We start from the raw sequence: 15,427 nt of genomic DNA on the forward strand, positions 1-15,427 counted from the left end.
AGAGCCCCCTCCACCATCCTTCGGATGGTCCCCCTCCCCGTTTCGGGGAGGAACATTAGATGATCACCCTCGCCAGCTGCGCGTCGCGCGCGGCCTTCATCCGCGCGAAATCGTCGCCCGCATGATAAGAGGAGCGCGTCAGCGGGCTCGCCGCGACGAGCAGGAAGCCCTTTGCGCGCGCGATCGCGGCATAGGCCTCGAACTGCTTGGGCGTCGTGAACTCCATCACCTTGGCATGCTTCGGCGTCGGCTGCAGATATTGGCCCATCGTCAGGAAATCGATGCCTGCCGAGCGCATGTCGTCCATCACCTGATGGACCTCCAGCCGCTCCTCGCCGAGCCCCGTCATCACGCCCGATTTGGTGAAGATCGACGGATCGAGCTTCTTGACGCTCTCCAGCAGGCGCAGCGACGCATAATAACGCGCGCCCGGACGGATCGTCGGATAGAGGCGCGGCACCGTCTCGAGATTGTGATTATAGACGTCGGGCCGCGCGGCGACGATCGCCTCGACCGCAGCCTCGGCCTTGTTGCGGAAATCAGGCGTCAGGATCTCGATCGTCGTCAGCGGCGCGGCCTTGCGGATCGCCTCGATCACCTTGACGAACTGCGACGCGCCGCCGTCCTTGAGGTCGTCGCGATCGACCGAGGTGATGACGATATGCTCGAGCCCGAGCTCGCCCGCGGCATCGGCAACGTGCTGCGGCTCCAGCGGATCCACCGCGCGCGGCATCCCCGTCTTGACGTTGCAGAACGCGCAGGCGCGCGTGCAGACGTCGCCCAGGATCATCACCGTCGCGTGCTTCTTCGTCCAGCACTCGCCAATATTGGGGCAGGCCGCCTCTTCGCAGACCGTGTTGAGATTGAGCCGGCGCATCATCGCCCGCGTCTCGTTGAAGGCCAGGCTGGTCGGGGCTTTGACCCGGATCCAGTCGGGCTTGCGGGCGCGTTCCGGGCGGAGGATCGGGAGCGGTTCGTTCATGCCCCCCAGATAGCGTCGGATGCCCGCGCTTGCCACCCCTCCCCGGTGCGTTCTACGAGATCGTCATGAGCGACGAACCCAATGATTTCGACCGCCTCCTCCAGGGCTATCGCCGCTTCCGATCGGGCGACTGGGCCAGCGAGCGCGCGCGCTGGTCCGAACTGGCCGAGGGGCAGAGCCCGAAGGTGATGATCATCGCCTGCTCGGACAGCCGCGTCGATCCTACCGTGATCTTCGATACCGCGCCGGGCGAGATGTTCGTCGTCCGCAACGTCGCCAATCTCGTGCCGCCGTTCGAGCGCGACAATGGCCGCCACGGCGTCTCGGCCGCGCTGGAATTCGCGCTCAACCAGCTGGAAGTCCCCGAGATCGTCGTGATGGGTCACGGCGCGTGCGGCGGCGTGAAGGCGGCGATGAGCCAGGCGTTCGTCGGCAAGGCGCCGGGCGAAGGTGGCTTCATCGCGCATTGGGTGGATCTGCTCGACGACGCGCGCGACCGGATCGTGGCCGAGCATGGCGAGGGCGATGAAGCGGTGCATGCGCTGGAGCTGGAGTCGGTGAAGGTCAGCCTCGCCAATCTGCGCTCCTTCCCCTGCGTGCCCGAGCGCGAGGCGGCCGGCACGCTGACGCTGCGCGGCGCCTATTTCGCGATCGCGGACGGCAAGCTGCACCTGCTGGACGAGGCGTCGGGCGTGTTCGCACCCGTCGCCACCTGATCGCGTTTCCGGAACAGGCTAACCGGAGCGACGTTTCGCCAGCCTCTAGAACGATCCGGAGAGTGACGATGCGTACCAAATTGATGCTGGCCGCTCTGGCCGGCGTGGCGATGCTGTCGCCGGCGCTGAGCCAGACCGCCGCGCCGACCAAAGAACTCCCGTACGATCGCGGCTATGACAAGCCGACGCCGCGCGCCGACGCGGTCAATGCGCAGGAAGCGCCGGTCACCGCCAATCTCAACGGCCAGTCCGGCGCCGCTGCGGCCAATACGGCCTCGGCGAGCACCGCCGATCAGGCGCAGTACGATGTCGATCGTCAGGCCTATCTCGACGCGCTCGTCCAGCATGACCGCGCCGTCGATCGCACCGATGCGCGCTACATGCGCCAGCAGCGCGCTTATGCCGATGCGATGTCGGTTTGGCGGGTTCAGGTCCAGGAATGCAAGAAGGGCCACCAGCGCGCCTGCAAGCTGCCGCCGCCCAACGTTTCCGATTATTATTGAGCCGATAAGGGCTTAATCTTCCCTACGCTTGCCCTAGCCTGTCGACGGCCCGTCCTGTTCTGCCGCAGGAAGGACGGTGCCTCGACTGGTTCGGCACGACCCTCTCGCATATCGCGCCGGACTATACGCAGATTTTTTGGCTGCGCCGACATCCAAGGCCATGTTCTTTTCGATAGCGCGTGAAGATCAGCCAGAGGTCGCGTGCAGCGCCGCATGGCTATCCTGCGAACAACACGAGACACGCCCGGCATTTCCGGCAGCGACTCGGGGATCGAAGTGTCTTACCGATCCGCTTCAGTCACCCAGATCTTGCGATAATATTCTGCGGCCGTCGAATTCGACCAGTCCGGTAGGTGCTATGGATTCCGCGCAAATGCAGGAATTTTTCCTAGACCTATTAGGACCTTGCGGTCGCCCGGATCATCTTTTTCCCCTCCCGAAAATGGTGTACATATTGTTAGCCCCGCACCTAAGCGGGGAGTGGAGGGGGAGTTTTATGCGTAGGTTTGCATTGCTCTTGGCGTCCGTTGCCTTGGCCAGTCCCGCGTTCGCTGCGACGAACCTGTTGACGAACGGCAGCTTCGAAAGCGGGTTCGAGGGCTGGGTGCCGACTGTCGATAGCGAGGACCAGCTCGGTTATTCCGCCCCGGTCGTGATCGAATATGGTCAGGCCAGCGGCTATCCGACCGGAGCCTTCGGCGAGGCCGTACCGCTCGACAACAATGCCCTGAACCCGGGCCTCGACCCGGTCGGCACGCATTTCCTGTATCTCTCGTCCGACGTCGGCATGCAGAGAATCTCGCAGTCGGTCACGCTGGCGGCGAACACCAGCTATACGTTCGGCTTCGATTATTATCTGCCGGCTAACGGCTACGCCAATCCCAACCCCGCCGTTTTCACGGCCACGCTGGATGGCATGCCGTTCACGAGCTTCTCGCTCGGCAGCCAGCCGGCGACGACATGGCTGCTGGCGAGCGACAGCCATACGTTCACGACGGGAAGCACGGGCAACTTCATGTTCACCTTCACGGCAAGCGCCTACACCGCGAAGGACGTGGCGCTTGATCGTGTCTTTCTCGCCGAAACCAGCGTTCCCGAACCGGCCAGCTGGGCAATGATGGTCGGCGGTTTCGGCCTGTTGGGCGCAGCGATGCGGCGCCGCAGGAGCAACCTCGGCTTCGCATATCAATGATGGGGCGAGACGCCGTCGATCGGTGATCGGCGGCGTCCTGCCATTCGTCCCCGCAACAGGGACGCGATGACGCCCCTCGCCGTCCGATCCGTCGGGTTTGCGTTTGACGGCGACCGCGTAGTCTCGACCAAGGTCGACAGCGTTCGACCGCACATCGCCGCCTCGAACAGAGTCGAGAGCATCGACCGGTACAGACGACCAACCTAAGTACGGTGCTTCAGGCGGCGACGCTGCCTGCCTCGGATGCGTCGCTGTCGATGAGGTGGCGGAAGGCCGAGATCGGCAGCGGGCGCCCGATCAGATAGCCCTGGATCTCGGTGCACCGCTCCACGCGAAGCATCGCCAGCTGTTCGGCACTTTCGACACCTTCGGCGACGATCGGCAGCGACAGGCTGTGGCCGAGGCTGATCACGGCCTTGACGATAGACGCGGCCTTTTCGTCTTCCTCGATCGTCGAGACGAAGCTGCGATCGACCTTGATCTTGTCGAACGGAAAGCTTTGCAGGTTGGAAAGCGACGAATAGCCGGTTCCGAAATCGTCCATGGCGATGCGGATGCCCATGCTCTTGAGCTCGTTCAGCGTCGCGATCGTCGCATCCCGATCGCGCAGCAGTGCGGTCTCGGTAATTTCGAGTTCGAGCCGTTCGGGCGCGAGCCCGGTATCGATCAGCGTCGTCTCGACGCGCTTCCTGAGCGCGCCCTGCTGGAACTGGACCGGCGAGAGGTTGACCGCGATATTGAGCGGCCGCGCCCATGACGCCGCCTCGCGGCAGGCTTCGCGCAGGATCCACGCGCCCAAGGGCACGATGAAGCCGCTCTGCTCCGCCACCGGGATGAAGGCGTCGGGCGGGATGATGCCGCGCTCGGGATGGTTCCAGCGCACCAGCGCCTCGAACCCGGTGATCTCGCCCGTGTCGGCATTCATCTGCGGCTGATAGACGAGGAAGATCTCGCCGGCCGCCAGCGCATTGCGCATGTCCGCCTCGATCGAATGCCGCTCCTGCAGCGCCTCGTCCATCGCGCTTTCGAAGAAGCGATAGGTGCCGCGGCCGGCTTCTTTCGCCTTGTAGAGCGCGATATCGGCATGCCGCACAAGCACCGCCGGTTCACTAGAATCGTCGGGCGCGATCGCGATGCCGATGCTGGCACCCAGCGACACGTCGCCCCGGCCATTGCCATAGCCGCGCTCGATCTCGGTGATGATCCGGCGCGCAAGTCGCTCGGCGGCCTCGGGCTGGTCACCGTCGCTTTGCACGATCGCGAATTCATCGCCGCCGAGCCGCGCCAGCGTGTCGCCGGACCGCAGCGTCGTCTCGATCAGGGACGCGGTGCCGATCAGAACCTGATCGCCCTTGGTATGGCCGAATACGTCGTTGACCGATTTGAACCCGTCGAGATCGATATAGAGCAGGGCAGTCTTGCCATGCGTCCGCGCCGTCCGCGCGACAGCGCTTTCCAGCCGCTCCATGAACAGAAGACGATTGGGTAGGCCCGTCAGCGGATCATGTCGCGCCACGTGCAGGACGCGGCGTTGCGCCTCGACGCGCTCGCTCAGGTCGCGCACGACGACGACGAGTGCGGCGCGCCGGAGATGCGTCGTCCGGTGCACGAGCACCTCCACGGGGAGGCGCGAGCCATCGGCGCGGGGCAGCTCGCTTTCGACCGGCTCGCTCCGCAGATCGTCGGTGAACATCGCCGGATGGACGTTGGGCAGGATCTCCTGGATGTGCAGGCCGATAACCGGACGGCCGAGGAAGCGATCGATCCGCTTGTTCGCATCGATGACGATCCCCGCCTCGTCGAGGACGATCAGCCCCTCGAGCGAGAGATTGGCAAGGCTGCGCATGCGCTCGCTCTCGTCGGCATCGCGCCGCATGTCGTGCGCGGCGATCCGCGCACCGCCCAAAGCGATGCCGATGACGACGATCACGCCGAAGGTGATGGCGATGGCGAGCAGCGACGGGACGCTCTGGCTGACGGCCGGGCCGGCGTGATCGTGCATCTGCATCGCCGCCATCGATCCGAAGTGGATGGTCCCGACGCCGGCCGTGAACAGCAGCGTCGCGGACAGATAGCGGGCGACCGGGCGGCGCAGGAAGCCGAACGCCGCGATCGCCAGCGTGGTCAAAAGCGTTCCGAGGACGATGCTCCACGCAACGATCCGGTGATCATATTGCATGGGAGACGCGGTCGACATCGCACTCATGCCGATAAAGTGCATCGTCGAGATCGTCGCCCCCAGCGCGAGTCCTGCCGCGGGCTTGGCCCAGGCGATGACCATCGTTCGGCCGATCAGCACCGACAGCATCGTCCCCGCAATCGCGACGACGACCGAAACCGCCGTCAGCTTGGCCGAATATGCGACGGGCATGCCGTTGCGATAGGCCAGCATCGCGATGAAGTGCGTCGCCCAGATCGTGACCCCGCCGGCCACCGCGCCCATGCCCAGCCACAAGACGCGTCGATTGGCGGGCACGCGCGAGGAATGATCGGCGATCGCGAACAGCGTGTATCCCCCGAACAGACAAACGAGGATCGCGATCGTCACCAGCGTGGCGTCGTGATGACTTGCGAGATTGCGGACGAGAGCGGTCACGACTTACCTGCCAAATGAAGATGTGATACCCGGCCGGACTAGCGGCGAATACTTTCCGAAACACTTCCAAAGGCTATTAGACTTTGGTCTAAATGCCTGCCTTTGCCCGATAAACTGCGGTTAAGAGTGCGACACCTTCGCGAAGGCGACAATGCTATTGGATGGTTGCCGGTTGCTCGGATGGCGCGACGAAAGGGATGTCGTCAGCTTGGTGGACTTTTTCGCCAGCAGCGTCTCGGTCGGACGGTCCCGCGCTTGACTTGAGGCCGGAAAATCGCAGCGTGCGCGCCATGACCAGACAGATGCTCGCCGCAGCCCTCGCCGCCCTCCTCGCCTCCACCGCCTTCGCCGCTCCGGGCCCCGGTCCGGCCGCGCTGCGCGACGCGGCGCTGCACGACGATGTCGCCTTCGACATCCTCGAAGGGCTGACCACCGAAGTCGGCCAGCGTCTCGCCGCGACCCCGGCCGAGGCACGCGGGCGCGATTGGGCGGTCGCCAGGCTCAAGGCGCTCGGCTTCGCCAACGTCCATGTCGAGCCCTTCACGATGCCGGTGTGGCTGCGCGGCGACGAAAGCGCCGAGATCGTCGCGCCCTTCCCGCAGAAGCTCGTCGTCGCCGCGCTCGGCAACAGCAGCGCGACACCGGCCGGCGGCATCACTGCCCAGATCGTCGCGTTCGATGGGCTCGCCGCCCTCGCGAAGGCGCCGGCCGAGGCGGTGCGCGGCCGGATCGTGTTCGTGAACCATCACATGACCGCGCAGCAGGATGGCGGCTCCTATGGCGAGATCGGCGCGATCCGCCGGACCGGGCCCTCGATCGCCTCGAAGAAGGGGGCGCTCGCGATCGTCATCCGCTCGATCGGAACGGATCATCACCGCGTCGCGCATACCGGCGTGCAGAACTGGAGCGACGGCGCGCAGCCGATCCCGGCGGCGGCGCTCAGCGTGCCCGATGCCGAGCAGCTCGCCCGCATCGTCGCGCGCGGCAAGCCGGTGAAGATGCATCTGGCGCTGGGCGCGCGCATGGCTGGCACGGGCACGTCGGGCAACGTCGTCGCCGAAGTGCCGGGGCGAGATCCGAAGGCGGGCATCATCCTCGTCGGCGGCCATCTCGACAGCTGGGATCTCGGCACGGGCACGATCGACGACGCCTCGGGCCTCGCCATCGTCACCGCGGCGGCCAAAAGGATCATGGCGACGGGCAGACCGCGCCGCACGATCCGGATCGTCTGGTTCGGCGCGGAGGAGCCCGGCGGCTTCGGCGGCGAGGCCTATGCGAAGGCGCATGCCGGCGACCGCCACGTGCTCGTCGGCGAAAGCGACAGCGGCGCCGACAAGGTCTGGCGCTTCGAGCTGACCGCCGCCGATAGAACGGTGCCGATCGCGGACCGGCTGGCGCTGGCCTTGTCGCCGCTCGGCATCACCCGCGGCCGCGATGCCGCGCATGGCGGCACGGACGTAGAGCCGATCGCGGCGGCGCAGGGCGCGCCGGTGATCGACCTGTCGCAGGACACGACGCGCTATTTCGACATCCACCACACCGCCGACGACACGCTCGACAAGGTCGATCCCGAGCAGCTCCGCCAGAATGTCGCGGCCTGGACGGCGGTGCTGGCGATCGCGGCAGAGGATGCGGAGGAGCTCGGTCCTGTTTCGCCGACGGCGGCAAAATGATAGAATAAGCGCCATGGCCGAACTTGCCGCTTTGGTAACGACCCCGACGTTGGTCCCGCTCACGCTTGGGGATTACCTGCGGCTCGACGAGGCCGGCGCGTTCGAGGACTATGGAAAAACGGAGCTGATCGAGGGACAGATCTATTACATGAACGCGCAGCACCGCCCCCACGCGCGCGTGAAGTCTGATCTCTTCGTTCAGCTCGCATTGGCGCTTCGCAGCCTCGAAGCGGACGTGCGGGCGCTGGTCGAAGCCTCGATCGCCGTGCCGCCGCACAACGCGCCGGAGCCGGACATCGTGCTGACCGATGCCGCAGACGGCACGGGGCTGGTGCCGCTCGACAGCGTAAGGCTCGTCATCGAGGTTTCCGAAACAACGCTCTCGAACGATCTGGGACGCAAGGCCAAGCTCTATGCTCGCCATGGAATTGCGGAATATTGGGTCGTTGATGTGACCGCGCGCGTCTTCCATCAAATGTGGCGGCCCGAGGTCGATGCCTACACGAAGGACCGCATCGTCCCATTTGGCTACGACCTTCGAGCGGAGACAATCACCGGACTCCTCGTCGCTACGGGCGATCTATAGCCTTCGCCCAATAAGCGAAGGCCTCCTGCTGAAGCGTTCGGACGAAAGCGCTCGCTTCCGGCCCAGTCCACGCTCCCTTGTAACCGCGCGTCTCGGACGCACCCGTCCACCAGCCCTGCCCCGGCAGGCGATCGCTTTCGCGGACCACGAGCACCGCCAGTTCCGGCTCGCCGCGCAGCGCCGCCTCGCGATCGATTACGTCGAGCGTCTTGCACAGCGCGCGCATCTTCGGCCGCGTGAAGCGGAAGCCGAGCGCGTTGAGGATCTCCGAATAACTCAGCGCCTCGCCCCGCTTCGCCGCCGCGACGAGCAGGCTGCGTACGAGCGCGACGTCGGCGATCGCCCCCGGCCCTTCGACCGGGACGATCCCTTCGGCCTCCAGCCACTCCGACAGCGTCTCGATGGCCATCGGAGCAGCTCTCCTTAGCGGGTCAGCTTCTTGTAGGCGCCCGAACCCGGCCGGTCCGCGGCGTCGCCGAAGCGGCGGCGCTTGTCTTCCTCGTAGCTTTCGAAATTGCCCTCGAACCACTCGACATGGCCTTCACCCTCGAAGGCGAGGATGTGCGTGGCGAGGCGATCGAGAAAGAAGCGGTCATGGCTGATGACCACCGCGCAGCCCGCGAAATTCTCGATGGCCTCCTCGAGGGCACCCAGCGTCTCGACGTCGAGATCGTTGGTCGGCTCGTCGAGCAGCAGGACGTTGCCGCCCTTTTTGAGCATCTTGGCGATATTGACGCGGTTACGCTCGCCGCCGGAGAGCTTGCCGACATTTTTCTGCTGGTCGGCGCCCTTGAAGTTGAACGCGCCGACATAGGCGCGGGTCGAGGCGTCGTGCCCGTTGACCTTCATATAATCGTGCCCGTCCGAAATCTCTTCCCACACGTTCTTCTTGGGATCGAGGTGATCGCGGCTCTGGTCGACATAGCCGAGGCGCACGGTGGACCCCATCTCAATCGTGCCGCTGTCCGGGGTTTCCTGGCCGGTGATCATCTTGAACAGGGTCGACTTGCCGGCGCCGTTGGGGCCGATGACGCCGACGATGCCGCCCGCCGGAAGCGTGAACGAGAGGCCCTCGAAGAGCAATTTGTCGCCATAGGCCTTCGAGATATTCTCGACCTCGATCACCTTGCCGCCGAGCCGCTCCGGCACCTGGATTACGATTTGTGCGCCGCTCGGCTTGCGGTTCTTCTGCGTCTCGACCAGCTGCTCGAACTTGGCGATACGCGCCTTGGACTTGGTCTGGCGCGCCTTGGCGCCCTGCCGGATCCATTCCAGCTCGTTCTTGATCGCGGTCTGGCGGCTCGAATCCTCGCGCTCTTCCTGTTCGAGGCGCTTCGATTTCTTATCCAGATAGGTCGAGTAATTGCCTTCGTACGGGAAATATTTGCCGCGATCGATCTCGAGGATCCAGCCGACGACGTTGTCGAGGAAATAGCGATCGTGGGTGATCATCAGCACCGCGCCGGCATATTCCTTCAGGTGATGCTCGAGCCACTCGACGCTTTCGGCGTCGAGATGGTTGGTCGGCTCGTCGAGCAGCAGGATCGAGGGCTTCTGGATCAGCAGGCGGGTCAGCGCGATGCGGCGCCGCTCACCGCCCGAAAGATTCTCGACCGCCCAGTCGCCCGGCGGGCAGCGCAACGCTTCCATCGCGACTTCGAGCTGATTGTCGAGCGTCCAGCCGTCGACCGCGTCGATCTTGGTCTGGAGATCACCCATCTCCTCCATCAGCGCGTCGAAATCGGTATCGTCCTTGGGATCGCCCATCTCGGCCGAGATCGCGTTGAAGCGATCGACCAGATCGGCCGTCTCGCGCGCGCCTTCCTTGACGTTCTCGAGCACGGTCTTGGTCGGGTCGAGCGCCGGCTCCTGCTCGAGATAGCCGACGGTGATATATTCGCCGGGCCACGCCTCGCCGGTATAATCCTTGTCCACGCCCGCCATGATCTTCATCAGCGTCGACTTGCCGGCGCCGTTGGGGCCGACGATGCCGATCTTGGCGCCCTGATAGAATTGCAGGTTGATGTTCGACAGCACCGGCTTGGGCGCGCCGGGGAAGGTCTTGGTCATGTCCTTCATGACGAAGGCATATTGGGCGGACATGCGGGGCGAAGCTCCGGATAGGGGATCGGATGGCAAAGTGGTGGCCGCCGGTTAGCCGGTGGCCCCCTGCTTGGCAAACATGGGGAGGCCCGATCGAAAGGTCAAAGCGGTAAACGCTTTCGTGGGTCGAGCGTATCGGAGAGACGAACTGGGGAGCGGTATGAAGCGGATGCGGTTTTGGATTCTCGGGGCGATGATCGCGACCGCCCCTCTGCCGCTTTTGGCGCAACGCTCCCTATCGCCGCAGGAGAAAGCGGTCGGAGCCGAGGCGAACCCGAAGTTGCTCGCACAATATGGCGGCGCGATGAGCGGCCCCGCGGCGGATTACGTAACTCGGATCGCAAGGCGGGTGGCCGTCCAGAGCGGGCTGTCGAACAGCGCTTCGGACTTCACGATCGCCTTGCTCGACTCTCCCGTCGAAAACGCCTTCGCCATCCCCGGCGGCTATGTGTACGTCACCCGCCAGTTGCTGGCGCTGATGAACAGCGAGGGCGAGCTTGCTTCGGTCCTGGGCCACGAGATCGGCCATGTCGCCGCCCGCCATTCGGCCAAGCGCAGCAGCCGCTCGACGATCGGCTCGATCCTCGCTGCCGGCATCGGCGTCGCGACCGGCAGCAGCGCGCTCGGGCAGGCGGCGGGCTATGGCGCGCAGCTCTATACGTTGAGCTTCAGCCGCACGCAGGAATATGAAGCCGATGGTCTGGGCGTCCGCTACATCGCGGGTGCGGGCTACGATCCCTATGCCGCCTCGGCGATGCTCGACTCGCTGGACCGGGAGACCCGGCTGCAATCCGCGATCTCGGGCAAGAGCGGCAGCAACGTCCCGGTCTTCGCGCGGACCCACCCCAACGGCCCCGACCGCGTCGCCCGCGCATCGCAGTTGGCGGCGTCGCTCGGCGCGCAGCCGAAGGCGGAAGGACAGGACACCGCCTTCCTCCGCTCGCTCGACGGCCTGCCTTACGACGACGCCAAGAGCGGCCACCGCGTCGCGATCGTTACCGCTTCGCCCAAGGACACGATCGCGAGCTTGAGCAGTCGGATGGTCTATCCCGATCACCGATCGGAGCGGTTCATGGTGCTCAACGGGCTAGCCGACGACGCCGTGATCCAGCCGGGCCGGCTCTACAAGATTATTGTCGGACGATGACGGGCAGCCTCCCGTTTGGCGAGCACCATATGGTCATGATCCGTCGCTAGGATGCGCGGATGGCGCCGGTGTATCTGTACGTCCATGATCTGCGATCGAGCGGTGTCGTTCGCGATGCCATCACGATCGCCACCCTTCTCGCCGCGGAGCGACCCACGATCCTCGTGACGGCCTATGCGGACGGATTGTGGCGTGACGGCATCGATCGACGCCCATTCGACATGGCCGTGCTTCGCGAACGGCAGGGCATGCTCCCACGCGTCGCCGCAATCGCCCCGCTTCGCCGCTGGCTGAGGCGCCAACCGCCCGGACTGCTCTTCTCGTTCGGCAATCACGGCCACTCGACCGCCTATCTTGCGACCCGGGGGCTCGATCATATCCGCCGCGCGTACCGGATCAGCAACGAAATCGTCCGGCCGGACGGTCGTGGGAACCGCCGTCGCACCTGGTGGATGCGGCGGCTGATAGCCGATGCGGCACGCATCGTGCTGGTAGGACAGGCCCTCGGCCGTCACGCCGTCTTCGCCGAAGCGCTGGAGAGCGGACGCGCGATGTGGGTGCCGAGCGGCGTCGAACGGACCGAAGCCATCGTATCGGCGCAGGCGCCCTGCCCCCATCCGTGGCTGGAGGAGGAAGTCCCGGTCGTGATCGCGGTGGGGCGGCTGAGACCGCAGAAAAATCTTGATGTCCTGATCGCCGCGGCAGGCCTCGCCCGGCGCGAACGCCGGTTGCGACTGATCCTGCTGGGCGGCGGCACCGTTGCGGAGCAGGTGCGCCTGATCGCGCTCGCAAGGGATACGGGTTTTCAACAAGATTTCCTGCTGGCCGGCGAGACCAGCAACGTGTTCGCCTGGCTGGTGCGCGCCGCGGTCTTCGCCCTGCCCTCGCGCTGGGAGGGGTCGTCGCTGGCGCTTCTGGAAGCAATGGCGGTCGGGACACCTGTAGTGGCCTCGCGCCTCGCGGGAGACGCGACGGACGTGCTCGCGGCCGGTCGATACGGGGCGCTGTTCGATGGCAGCGGGCCAGTCGATCTGGCAGCCCGCTTGCTGCACCAGCTGTCCGACGACCGGATCATGCCCGGCGAACGAGCGGCCGACTATGATCTCGCCGCGATCGCCGCCCGATACTCCGGCATCATCGCGGACATGTCGGCCTAATCCGCGCCTGTTCCCAATCGCACTTCAAAGCCCGCGCTCAGTAAACGCGCGCCTTCGGCTTGATATACTCGGCCTCGTCGGTGAGCGTATAATCGTGGACCGGGCGGTAATCGAGCGTGACCTGGCCTTTTTCGAACCACGAGATGGTGTGCTTCATCCAATTCTCGTCGTCGCGATTGGGATAATCCTCGTGCATGTGTGCGCCGCGGCTTTCCTTGCGGTTCGCCGCCGCGTGCATCGTCACGACGGCCTGGGGCAACATGTTGTCCAGCTCCAGCGTCTCGATCAGATCGGTATTCCAGATCAGCGAGCGATCCTTGATGCCGACATCCTGCAGCGTCGAGAAGACGACGTCGATCAGCTCCTGCCCTTCGCGGAGCAGCGCGCTGTCGCGGAACACGGCGCAATGCTTCTGCATCGTGTGCTGCATCTTGAGGCGAATCTCGGCGGTCGGCGTGGAGCCGCTCGCGTTGCGATAATGATCGAGCCGGGCGAGCGCCTTGTCGTCGGCTTCGGTCACGATCTTGCCGTGCTTGCTGTTCGGCTGGACCAGCTCGGCGATGCGGAAACCGGTCGCGCGGCCGAACACGACGAGATCGATCAGCGAATTGGAGCCCAGGCGGTTCGCACCGTGGACCGAGACGCACGCCGCCTCGCCCACCGCGAACAGGCCGGGGACGACCGCGTCCGGATTGCCGTCCTTCAGCGTGACGACCTCGCCATGATAGTTACACGGCACGCCGCCCATATTGTAATGGACGGTCGGCGTGACGGGCAGAGGCTGGCGCGTCAGGTCGACGCCGGCGAAGATCTTGCCCGTCTCGGTGATGCCGGGCAGGCGCTCGGCCAGCACCTTCGGATCGATATGATCGAGGTGCAGGTAGATATAGTCGCCATTCTTGCCGACGCCGCGCCCTTCGCGCATCTCCATCGCCATCGAACGCGACACGACGTCGCGCGACGCAAGATCCTTCGCGGACGGCGCATAGCGCTCCATGAAGCGCTCGCCCTCGGCATTGGTCAGGTAACCGCCCTCGCCGCGCGCGCCTTCGGTGATGAGCACGCCCGCGCCGTAGATGCCGGTCGGGTGGAACTGGACGAACTCCATGTCCTGCAGCGGCAGGCCCGCACGCAGGACCATCCCGCCGCCGTCGCCGGTGCAGGTGTGCGCCGAGGTCGCCGAGAAATAGGTGCGGCCCGAGCCGCCCGTCGCCAGGACGACCGCATGCGCGCGGAAGCGGTGGATGCTGCCATCCTCCATGCAGAGCGCGAGCACGCCCTTGCACACGCCATCTTCCATGATGAGATCGAGCGCGAAATATTCGACGAAGAAGTCCGCGTCATATTTCAGGCTCTGCTGATAGAGCGCGTGAAGCATGGCGTGGCCGGTGCGGTCGGCCGCGGCGCAGGTCCGCTGCACGGGCGGGCCCGCGCCCATATTCTGCATGTGGCCACCGAAGGGGCGCTGGTAGATCGTGCCATTCTCGTTGCGGCTGAACGGAACGCCGGCATGTTCCAGTTCGATCACCGCGGCAGGCGCCTCGCGCACCATATATTCGATCGCGTCCTGGTCGCCGAGCCAGTCCGATCCCTTGACGGTATCGTACATGTGCCACGTCCAGTGATCGGGCGTGTTGTTGCCTAAGGATGCGGCGATGCCGCCCTGCGCCGCTACGGTGTGCGAGCGCGTCGGGAACACCTTGGTGATGCAGGCCGTCTTGAGGCCCTTCTCCGCGCAGCCCATCGTCGCGCGCAGGCCCGATCCGCCGGCGCCCACAACGACCGCATCATAGACATGGTCGATGATCTGATAGGCGGACATCAGGCAGCAGCTCCGGTGAAGGCGATCTTGAGGATGGCGAAGATGGCGAGCGCGGCGCCGCCGATCGCGTAGAAATTGAGCGCGACGATCGCGACGACGCGGCTGAAATCATGCTGGTAGTCCTCGATCACGACCTGCAGCCCGAGCCGCAGATGATAGAAGACCGAGATGGTCGCGAGGATCAGGGCGACGCTCGTGAAGGGGCTGGAAAGCCACAGCATCAGCGCGCGATAGTCGTAAAGCGGCAGGCGCAGCAGCGAGACGATGAGCCAGACCAACAGCAGCAGGTTGGAGCCGGCGGTCAGCCGCTGGCGCCACCAATGCTGCGAGCCATGCTTGGCCGAACCGAGACCGCGGACGCGGCCGATACCCGTACCCGTGCCCATCAGTGCCCCCGCATCAGGATTGCGCCCCAGACCAGCACGGTCAGGGTCGTGGAGACGACGAGCGTGGCGACCGCGCCCATCTTGTTGATCTTCAGCTCGTAGCCCGCGCCCGTATCGAGCAGCAGATGGCGGATGCCCGTGCTCATATGCTGGAAGAAGGACCAGGTCAGGCCGAACAGGACGAGGCCCGGGATCAGGTTCAGCCGGCCCGTCGCGTCGGACGTCATCAGATCGATGAAGCGCGCATAGGATGCCTCGCCGCCGGCCAGCGCCGTCAGCCACCAGATGAAGAGGATGCCGCCGCCGAGCGCCAGCGCGGTGCCCGTCGCGCGGTGCAGGATCGAGACCAGCATATGCGGTCCCCAGCGCCAGATCGTGAGATGCGGCGACAATGGCCGTGCCGGATTTCGCGCCATCGTTCCTCCTGCTGGCTCCTGGCGGAAGCCTTTAGAGCAAAGAGAGCGGACTGCAACGGTCGCGCTCGCAGCTGCGGAAAAGCCATAACTCCACGTTTACCATTGCCGGCCTAGAGGGGGGCAAGACAAGACCGCAGAGGTTTCCAAG

Annotated in this window: 14 protein-coding genes; 7 read left to right on the top strand and 7 right to left on the bottom strand. The window is 65.3% G+C overall.

The genetic code is table 11. The features are described 5' to 3' along the window. Positions 1 to 55: 55 nt before the first annotated feature. Complete coding sequence (gene lipA, locus Q4F19_RS01840) at positions 56 to 982, bottom strand: lipoyl synthase (RefSeq protein WP_303539431.1); 927 nt, start codon at positions 980 to 982, stop codon at positions 56 to 58. 65 nt (positions 983 to 1,047) lie between these two features. Here lipA and Q4F19_RS01845 point away from each other — a divergent pair, with 65 nt between their 5' ends. The 3 genes from Q4F19_RS01845 to Q4F19_RS01855 all read left to right on the top strand — a co-directional run bounded on the left by Q4F19_RS01845 (position 1,048) and on the right by Q4F19_RS01855 (position 3,393). After that, positions 1,048 to 1,698, top strand: a complete 651-nt coding sequence (locus Q4F19_RS01845) for a carbonic anhydrase (RefSeq protein ID WP_303539432.1) — start codon at positions 1,048 to 1,050, stop codon at positions 1,696 to 1,698. A 68-nt stretch (positions 1,699 to 1,766) separates the two neighbouring features. Beyond that, on the top strand, positions 1,767 to 2,201 hold the full coding sequence (locus Q4F19_RS01850) for a hypothetical protein (protein ID WP_303539433.1): 435 nt from the start codon (positions 1,767 to 1,769) through the stop codon (positions 2,199 to 2,201). A 532-nt stretch (positions 2,202 to 2,733) separates the two neighbouring features. Then, positions 2,734 to 3,393, top strand: coding sequence for a PEPxxWA-CTERM sorting domain-containing protein (locus Q4F19_RS01855; protein WP_303539434.1), 660 nt, complete (start codon positions 2,734 to 2,736; stop codon positions 3,391 to 3,393). A 217-nt stretch (positions 3,394 to 3,610) separates the two neighbouring features. Here the strand turns inward: Q4F19_RS01855 and Q4F19_RS01860 are convergent, their stop codons facing one another. Continuing rightward, on the bottom strand, positions 3,611 to 5,989 hold the full coding sequence (locus tag Q4F19_RS01860; RefSeq protein ID WP_303539435.1) for a bifunctional diguanylate cyclase/phosphodiesterase: 2,379 nt from the start codon (positions 5,987 to 5,989) through the stop codon (positions 3,611 to 3,613). 290 nt (positions 5,990 to 6,279) lie between these two features. Here Q4F19_RS01860 and Q4F19_RS01865 point away from each other — a divergent pair, with 290 nt between their 5' ends. Next, positions 6,280 to 7,662: a M20/M25/M40 family metallo-hydrolase gene (locus tag Q4F19_RS01865; protein ID WP_303539436.1), complete on the top strand. Its 1,383-nt coding sequence runs from the start codon at positions 6,280 to 6,282 to the stop codon at positions 7,660 to 7,662. A gap of 13 nt (positions 7,663 to 7,675) precedes the next feature. Next, on the top strand, positions 7,676 to 8,248 hold the full coding sequence (locus Q4F19_RS01870; RefSeq protein WP_303539437.1) for a Uma2 family endonuclease: 573 nt from the start codon (positions 7,676 to 7,678) through the stop codon (positions 8,246 to 8,248). Here the strand turns inward: Q4F19_RS01870 and Q4F19_RS01875 are convergent. Together Q4F19_RS01875 and ettA are read right to left on the bottom strand one after the other, a co-directional pair. Continuing rightward, positions 8,232 to 8,657, bottom strand: coding sequence for a ribose-phosphate pyrophosphokinase (locus Q4F19_RS01875; protein WP_303539438.1), 426 nt, complete (start codon positions 8,655 to 8,657; stop codon positions 8,232 to 8,234). The two genes, Q4F19_RS01870 and Q4F19_RS01875, sit on opposite strands and share 17 nt — an antisense overlap. 14 nt (positions 8,658 to 8,671) lie before the next feature. Beyond that, positions 8,672 to 10,351, bottom strand: a complete 1,680-nt coding sequence (gene ettA, locus Q4F19_RS01880; protein WP_303539439.1) for an energy-dependent translational throttle protein EttA — start codon at positions 10,349 to 10,351, stop codon at positions 8,672 to 8,674. A gap of 193 nt (positions 10,352 to 10,544) precedes the next feature. Here ettA and Q4F19_RS01885 point away from each other — a divergent pair, with 193 nt between their 5' ends. Together Q4F19_RS01885 and Q4F19_RS01890 are read left to right on the top strand one after the other, a co-directional pair. After that, positions 10,545 to 11,498, top strand: a complete 954-nt coding sequence (locus Q4F19_RS01885; RefSeq protein ID WP_303539440.1) for a M48 family metalloprotease — start codon at positions 10,545 to 10,547, stop codon at positions 11,496 to 11,498. 59 nt (positions 11,499 to 11,557) lie between these two features. Then, positions 11,558 to 12,655, top strand: coding sequence for a glycosyltransferase (locus Q4F19_RS01890; protein ID WP_303539441.1), 1,098 nt, complete (start codon positions 11,558 to 11,560; stop codon positions 12,653 to 12,655). A 37-nt stretch (positions 12,656 to 12,692) separates the two neighbouring features. Here the strand turns inward: Q4F19_RS01890 and sdhA are convergent, their stop codons facing one another. Genes sdhA through sdhC form a run of 3 tightly spaced genes read right to left on the bottom strand, consistent with a single transcriptional unit; the run spans position 12,693 to position 15,279 of the window. Continuing rightward, positions 12,693 to 14,480, bottom strand: a complete 1,788-nt coding sequence (sdhA, locus tag Q4F19_RS01895; RefSeq protein WP_303539939.1) for a succinate dehydrogenase flavoprotein subunit — start codon at positions 14,478 to 14,480, stop codon at positions 12,693 to 12,695. After that, positions 14,477 to 14,863, bottom strand: a complete 387-nt coding sequence (sdhD, locus tag Q4F19_RS01900; protein ID WP_303539442.1) for a succinate dehydrogenase, hydrophobic membrane anchor protein — start codon at positions 14,861 to 14,863, stop codon at positions 14,477 to 14,479. The genes sdhA and sdhD overlap by 4 nt, the downstream gene beginning before the upstream one ends. Next, positions 14,863 to 15,279 (bottom strand): succinate dehydrogenase, cytochrome b556 subunit, encoded by a 417-nt coding sequence (sdhC, locus tag Q4F19_RS01905; RefSeq protein ID WP_303539443.1) that lies wholly within the window; start codon positions 15,277 to 15,279, stop codon positions 14,863 to 14,865. The genes sdhD and sdhC overlap by 1 nt, the downstream gene beginning before the upstream one ends. Positions 15,280 to 15,427: the final 148 nt, after the last annotated feature.

Source organism: Sphingomonas natans (assembly GCF_030546695.1).
Taxonomy (GTDB): Bacteria; Pseudomonadota; Alphaproteobacteria; order Sphingomonadales; family Sphingomonadaceae; genus Sphingomonas_I; species Sphingomonas_I natans.